Annotated in this window: 4 protein-coding genes and 1 pseudogene; 3 read left to right on the forward strand and 2 right to left on the reverse strand. The window is 34.7% G+C overall.

Going from position 1 to position 5,816, the window contains the following annotated elements:
- Positions 1-811 precede the first annotated feature (811 nt).
- The gene (locus F6K22_RS29070) at positions 812-1,990 is read left to right on the forward strand and encodes a calcium-binding protein (RefSeq protein WP_293106109.1); all 1,179 of its coding nucleotides are present in this window, start codon (positions 812-814) and stop codon (positions 1,988-1,990) included.
- On the opposite strand, the gene F6K22_RS29075 is transcribed toward F6K22_RS29070, so the two are convergent.
- Positions 1,985-2,293 carry a hypothetical protein gene (locus F6K22_RS29075; protein ID WP_293106112.1) on the reverse strand — a complete coding sequence of 103 codons (309 nt, stop codon included), beginning with the start codon at positions 2,291-2,293 and terminating at the stop codon, positions 1,985-1,987. The genes F6K22_RS29070 and F6K22_RS29075 overlap by 6 nt on opposite strands.
- 1,150 nt (positions 2,294-3,443) lie before the next feature.
- On the opposite strand from F6K22_RS29075, the gene psbO reads away from it, so the two are divergent.
- The gene (gene psbO / locus F6K22_RS29080) at positions 3,444-4,274 is read left to right on the forward strand and encodes a photosystem II manganese-stabilizing polypeptide (RefSeq protein ID WP_293106114.1); all 831 of its coding nucleotides are present in this window, start codon (positions 3,444-3,446) and stop codon (positions 4,272-4,274) included.
- Positions 4,275-4,720: 446 nt separating this feature from the next.
- Positions 4,721-5,485 (forward strand): RNA polymerase sigma factor SigF, encoded by a 765-nt coding sequence (locus F6K22_RS29085; RefSeq protein ID WP_293106116.1) that lies wholly within the window; start codon positions 4,721-4,723, stop codon positions 5,483-5,485.
- Between the two features lie 187 nt (positions 5,486-5,672).
- Here the strand turns inward: F6K22_RS29085 and F6K22_RS29090 are convergent.
- A pseudogene (locus F6K22_RS29090) lies at positions 5,673-5,816 on the reverse strand (NblA/ycf18 family protein); the annotation flags it as partial.

Raw genomic sequence — 5,816 nt, forward strand, 5'->3', positions numbered from 1 at the left:
CTATAGTTGAATTTTATCCTTCTAAATACTATTTATTAGTAAGCATTCAGCTATTAGCAATGAAAATGAACCATTATAGCTAAAGTTATCTGATGATGTCCGCTTTTACCGAATAATTAAGGTTTAAAGCCTCTCCTTTAAAGGAGAAACAAGAAAAAATTTTCCTTTTATTCAATCCTATCCGTTTTAGGGAGAGGTAATTATCAATTATCCATTATCAATTATCAATTATTGAACTAGACTTTTAATTCTCGCTCAACCTCAATTCTAATTCCTCCTATAAATGAAATAAACTCCGAACGCTGAGAGCTCAGAGCTGACGGCTGAATGCTTACATTTATTGACGTAATATAAGTCTTTGGTAATATAGCAATCAGAAATGATTTATAAGATATTTAAGAACAATTAAGATAAATAAAAATCATTTTATATTCTGACTCAGTCCTCCTGACTCCTAATTACCACTAAAATCTTACAACTGAAATATGATTGCTATATTTGTTATTTTGATGGTTATTTTTGCACTTTCTAAGTGTAGCATTACTTGGGATAAATGGTATAATAGTTTACTACTTTCAATACTTATCAGAAAAACTCACCAGCTTTTGATTAAAAGAAACAAAATAGTGAAATTTTAAGTCATAAGTAACCTGTAAGAATAACTATTTGTAAACTGGATACCTATAACTAATATCCAGTGCAAAAAATAAGGAAAAACACTATTCTAACAGCCAAAAATATTTTTGTGTTTTTCTATAATTCTTACTTTTTAAGCAATAAAAATCAGTAGTAATGTAGGTGTATCAAAAATATGGCAAATATTTCAGGAGATAACAATGATAATCTTTTAATTGGCTCTCCAGAACCTGATTTTATGGAAGGTTTTGGTGGAAATGACACTATTTTTGGTGAAGGAGGAGATGATACTCAAGATGGTGGAGAAGGAGAAGATGAAATTTTTGGTGGTATTGGATCTGATTCTTTAATTGGTGGTGAAGATAACGATTTCTTGCAAGGAGAAGATGGACGGGACTCAGCATTAGGAGGTCCTGGAGATGATACTATTGAAGGTGGTCCCGGAAATGATTCTCTAGCAGGAGAAGATGGCAACGACTCTTTATTTGGAGAAACTGGAGATGACTTAGTAATTGGTAATCAAGGATTTGATTTAGTTACTGGAGGAGATGGTAACGATACATTAAGAGGTAGTCAAGGCGATGATAGTCTATTTGGAAATGTTGATGATGATGTAATATTTGGCGACCTAGGAAATGATATTGGTAATGGCAGTATAGGTAACGATTCGCTTTTGGGTGGTGATGGTAATGACTCTTTAGACGGAGGTAGTGGTGATGATACTATTTTCGGAGAAGCAGGCAATGATTTGCTATTTGGAACTATTGGCAGTGATTTTATTAATGGTAATAGAGGTAACGACCAACTTTTTGGTGGAGAAAATGTAGATAATCTTCGTGGTGGAAAAGGTGATGATTCAATATTTGGCGAACAACAGAATGATTCTCTTTTTGGTGATTCAAATAACGACTTAGTTATTGGTGGTATTGGTGAGGATACATTGTTTGGTGGAAAAGATAATGATACCCTTCAAGGTAGTGATGGTAATGACTCTTTGCTGGGCGATCGAGGCAACGATATATTATTTGGAGAAGCTGGAGAAGACACATTAACTGGTGGTGAGGGATCGGATATTTTTGTTTTACCAGGAGAACTAGGTAATATTGATGTCATTAATGATTTTAATCCTTTGGAGGATTTCTTGGCTTTAAGTAGTAACTTGACATTTGAAGATTTAACTTTTGAACAAGGAACTGGCTTAAATTTCAGAGATACATTAATCACTATTGATAATGGCAGATTATTAGCGATATTGGTAAATGTTCCAGCTTCCATAATTTCAGAGGAAGACTTTGTAGATATTAGTCAACCTTTACCTGAATCTAATTCTAATAATACTGATGAAGTTCTATAATTCTTGAGAATTATCAGACCAGTTTTCCAACAGATAGCGTAATCTTAATCTAGGAATATAAGGCCAACCTCCCTTTGTCTCAATATCCTTAAGTAAATTGTAGAGTGACTGACGATTATCTGGTAATATTTTTTGAAATGAACCTTCTCTGAGTTCCTGATGTAAGCTTTCCAAAGTTCGTAGGATAGCCAATATTGCTATTGGATCGTCCTGATGATTTTCAGTTATAGCCTTTACTGAATCTGCTAATGATTGTAAATCACCATGTAAACTTGTTGACTCATTTTCTGTATTTGTGTTCATATTACCAGTTAAGAGCAACTTGATTAATCTCCAGACTAAAGCCAGAGTAATTTCAACCTAATAGTACACAACAGGATACATCCGTGTTGCTTAGTTTCTTCCTTAGTCAACCCTAACTAAACAAAGAAAAATATTTCTTTGGGGACTTATCAAAGTTCCCTAGATATTCAGCTACAGTTTAGTCTAGGTTTGGTGGTTATTTTTTTTAATTATTTTTAACTATAACACTACATGACACAGGAAAACTAAACTTGTCATATGTAGGGCTTGCTGATTAAATTTAAAAGCATTGACAGATAAAGGTTTTAGCCTTAATAGGAGCGAAAAAAAGTGCAAATTTCTAAGCTTGAGCGACCAAAAAACTAGAATTTTGGGCAGAATAATTGGAGAAAAATCAAGGGATAAAATCTCCGATTACTTCCTCTAAATTCCCTGTAACTCCTGACTCTTGACTCCTGAATCAGTACTCCTATCCCTACCAAAAGACTTTTTCAGCAAACTCTATGTAGTGTTTATAACTCATGCTTTGGGTAAATCCTGTTAAACTTGGTCTTACATATCCTTCAGAGTTTTTTTTATACCAAGGGTGAAAAAATAATTTTGTAATTCCTTTTTGAGTGATTTAAAGATTTTCTAAGTGATGTCTCTTTTTAGTCAAAGAGACATCACTTAGAAATACTTAGAGACTATATCCTCCTGACTCGATCTTCGTAACCTAAGGCAACCGTAAGTATTTGTATTTGTAGCAGACATTTATCACACCTGGTATTACTCATTTCAAAGTAAAAAAACACTCACCAACTAGCAGTCAGTTCTTTCAAACATTTTTTCAACTTCCCTTTTCAGTAATCAGTTAAATTCAGTTATGGCAACCTATTAAATTAAGTATATTTACTTATGAAATTTTAATTTACATAACTGAATTTAAGAAAAAGTAACCAGCAATGTAAAATATTATTTTGGGTTAATACGAAAGATAAATCTACTCTCAAACAAGCAAATTGAGAATGTGAAGAATAACTTTATCCTACTTTGATTTACCCTAATTTTCCCATAAAATCTAAAATCTAAAATCAGATTATTGATACTGCGTAAACTATAGAATGCAGTAGCAGTGTTAAATATAAAATGTTGAATATTGAGGTTGACAATGAGGTATCGCGCTTTAATTGCTTTACTATTAGCTGTGTGTTTGAGTTTTTTAACTGCCTGTTCAGAAAGTCCTGATAGCAATAAACCACTTACTTATGAAGACATTGTAAATACTGGCTTGGCCAACAACTGTCCTGGGTTACCAGAAACTGCTCGTGGTTCCATTGCCCTTGACCAAGATGGCTCTTACATTTTGACAGATTTGTGTTTGCAGCCAACTACCTATTTCGTTAAGGAAGAACCAACTAACAAACGCCAAGAAGCAGAATTTGTTGAAGGAAGAAAATTAACACGGTATACTTCTAGCTTAGATCAAGTAACAGGTGAGCTTGTCTTTAATGAAGATAATTCTTTGACATTTAACGAACAATATGGTATGGACTTCCAACCCATAACTGTTCTTTTGCCTGGTGGAGAAGAAGTTCCATTTTTATTTACTGTCAAAGGACTTATTGCTAATAGCCAGCCTGGTATTACTGCTATCAATACTTCTACTGATTTTAAGGGAATATACAATGTTCCTTCCTACCGAGGCTCTAGTTTCCTAGACCCGAAAGGTCGTGGTGTGACTTCAGGATATGATAATGCAGTAGCTTTACCAGCTAGTTCAGATGATGAAGAGTTTGTCAAAGCTAATGTTAAGTCAGCAGATACTCTTCTCAAAGCCGGTGAGATGTCCCTTCAAATTACTAAAGTAGACGGGGAAACAGGTGAAATTGTTGGCCTCTTTGAGGCAGTTCAGCCTTCTGATACAGATTTAGGCGCAAAAGAAGCTGTAGAAGTTAAAGTTCGTGGTACTTTTTACGGTCGGGTAGACACAGTTTCTTAGGCTAATTGATATACTTCCCCGACAAATCTAAAGATTGTGTCGGGGGTGAAATATTCTAATCTTGTTGGGAAACAAACATCTTGGAATTAAAGGTTTTCCAGTTTTTAGGGTGGAGAGTATATGATTTATACTAGATATGCTTAAGAGTCCTCTATTTTTGTCAAAAATAATTGAAGTAGCTGTTTATTAACAGCTATTTAATATTATTGTTTATATATACTTATAATATTAAGTAGCGATCCAAAATTAATTACACATAGTCTAAAGCTGCAAAGCATAAGTTGTAAAAACTACAAATCAGTTCTAACCAAAACTCTAATTAAGCAGTTGTGTTTAAGATCACAGTCTAGTATTCGTCAACTCACAGCATTTATTTTACATATCCATTAATATAATCTGTATGCGATCTACCATCAGTGGTTGGCTCTCAAAATCATAATATAGCTATGTCTACCACCGTCACTCAAGAACTAAAAAGTGAAAACCTAGAACTGTTGCATCAGTATCAACAGTCTCCTTCTCATAAGCTCCGGAACCAATTAGTTAAACTTAACATTGGACTTGTAAGGAAGGAAGTTTATCATTGGTTAAATCGATGTACGGAAACCTACGATGATTTACTCCAAGTAGGTTGTATCGGATTAATTCGAGCAATTGAGCGATTTGATATCTCTAAGGGAAGAGCCTTTAGTTCTTTTGCTACTCCTTATATTCGAGGAGAAATTCAGCATTATCTACGAGATAAAAGTCCTTCTGTACGCATCCCCAGAAATTGGTTAGCTATGGATCGGCAGGCCACAAAAGTTATACAAGACCTCAGAGCTAAGTTGAAGCGGAAACCTACAGATTTAGAGGTAGCTTCTGCTTTGGATATTTCTTTGGAGCAATGGCATGAAATTCAACTTGCCTGTCGTAACCGTGCCCCTCTGAGTTTAGATGCTCCAGTTCAAGATGAAGCTGATGGAACTACTTGTTTGGGAGAATTAGTCCCCGATAGTCAGTATCGTAGTTTTCAGTTAGCTCAAGAAGACCAAATTCGTTTACAGCAAGCATTAGCTAAATTGGAAGAGGGTACTCGTAAGGTTTTGGAGTTTGTGTTTCTCTGTGATTTGACTCAGAAGGAAACAGCCGAACGAATGGGAATTAGTGCTGTTACTGTTTCTCGTAGAGTCAAGAAGGGCTTAAAATCTCTACATAAAATCATGCAGTAGCACTTGATGGCTTAAAACCAAAATAATACTACTAATCAGTAAATAAAATATATTGCCTTATTGAATTAATTCTAGCTTTTCTATCATTGCCTAAGTGCTAATATCATTAACCCCGCCCATATCTAGTAATTGGGTGGGGTTAGTTTTTAATACTGACTATCTTCGAGTCTTTAGTGAAAGGCATAGATTAAATTTTGCCTTTCATCCAGTGTTTGAATAGGTTCTCCTTAACCATGCTTTGTCGCAATACTTCAACTAAATACTCTTGGGCCTCTTCCCGGCTCAAGCTTTTAACTTCGTCCCGTAGAACTTGTAATTTGAATTGTTGCTA

Source organism: Okeania sp. SIO2F4 (assembly GCF_010672385.1).
Taxonomy (GTDB): domain Bacteria; phylum Cyanobacteriota; class Cyanobacteriia; order Cyanobacteriales; family Microcoleaceae; genus Trichodesmium.

What these genes read in the sequence shown, in the direction of transcription:
- F6K22_RS29070 (WP_293106109.1), top strand. Translation starts at nt 812, where the DNA reads ATGGCAAATATTTCAGGAGATAACAATGATAATCTTTTAATTGGCTCT.
- psbO (WP_293106114.1), top strand. Translation starts at nt 3,444, where the DNA reads ATGAGGTATCGCGCTTTAATTGCTTTACTATTAGCTGTGTGTTTGAGT.
- F6K22_RS29075 (WP_293106112.1), bottom strand. Translation starts at nt 2,293, where the DNA reads ATGAACACAAATACAGAAAATGAGTCAACAAGTTTACATGGTGATTTA.
- F6K22_RS29085 (WP_293106116.1), top strand. Translation starts at nt 4,721, where the DNA reads ATGTCTACCACCGTCACTCAAGAACTAAAAAGTGAAAACCTAGAACTG.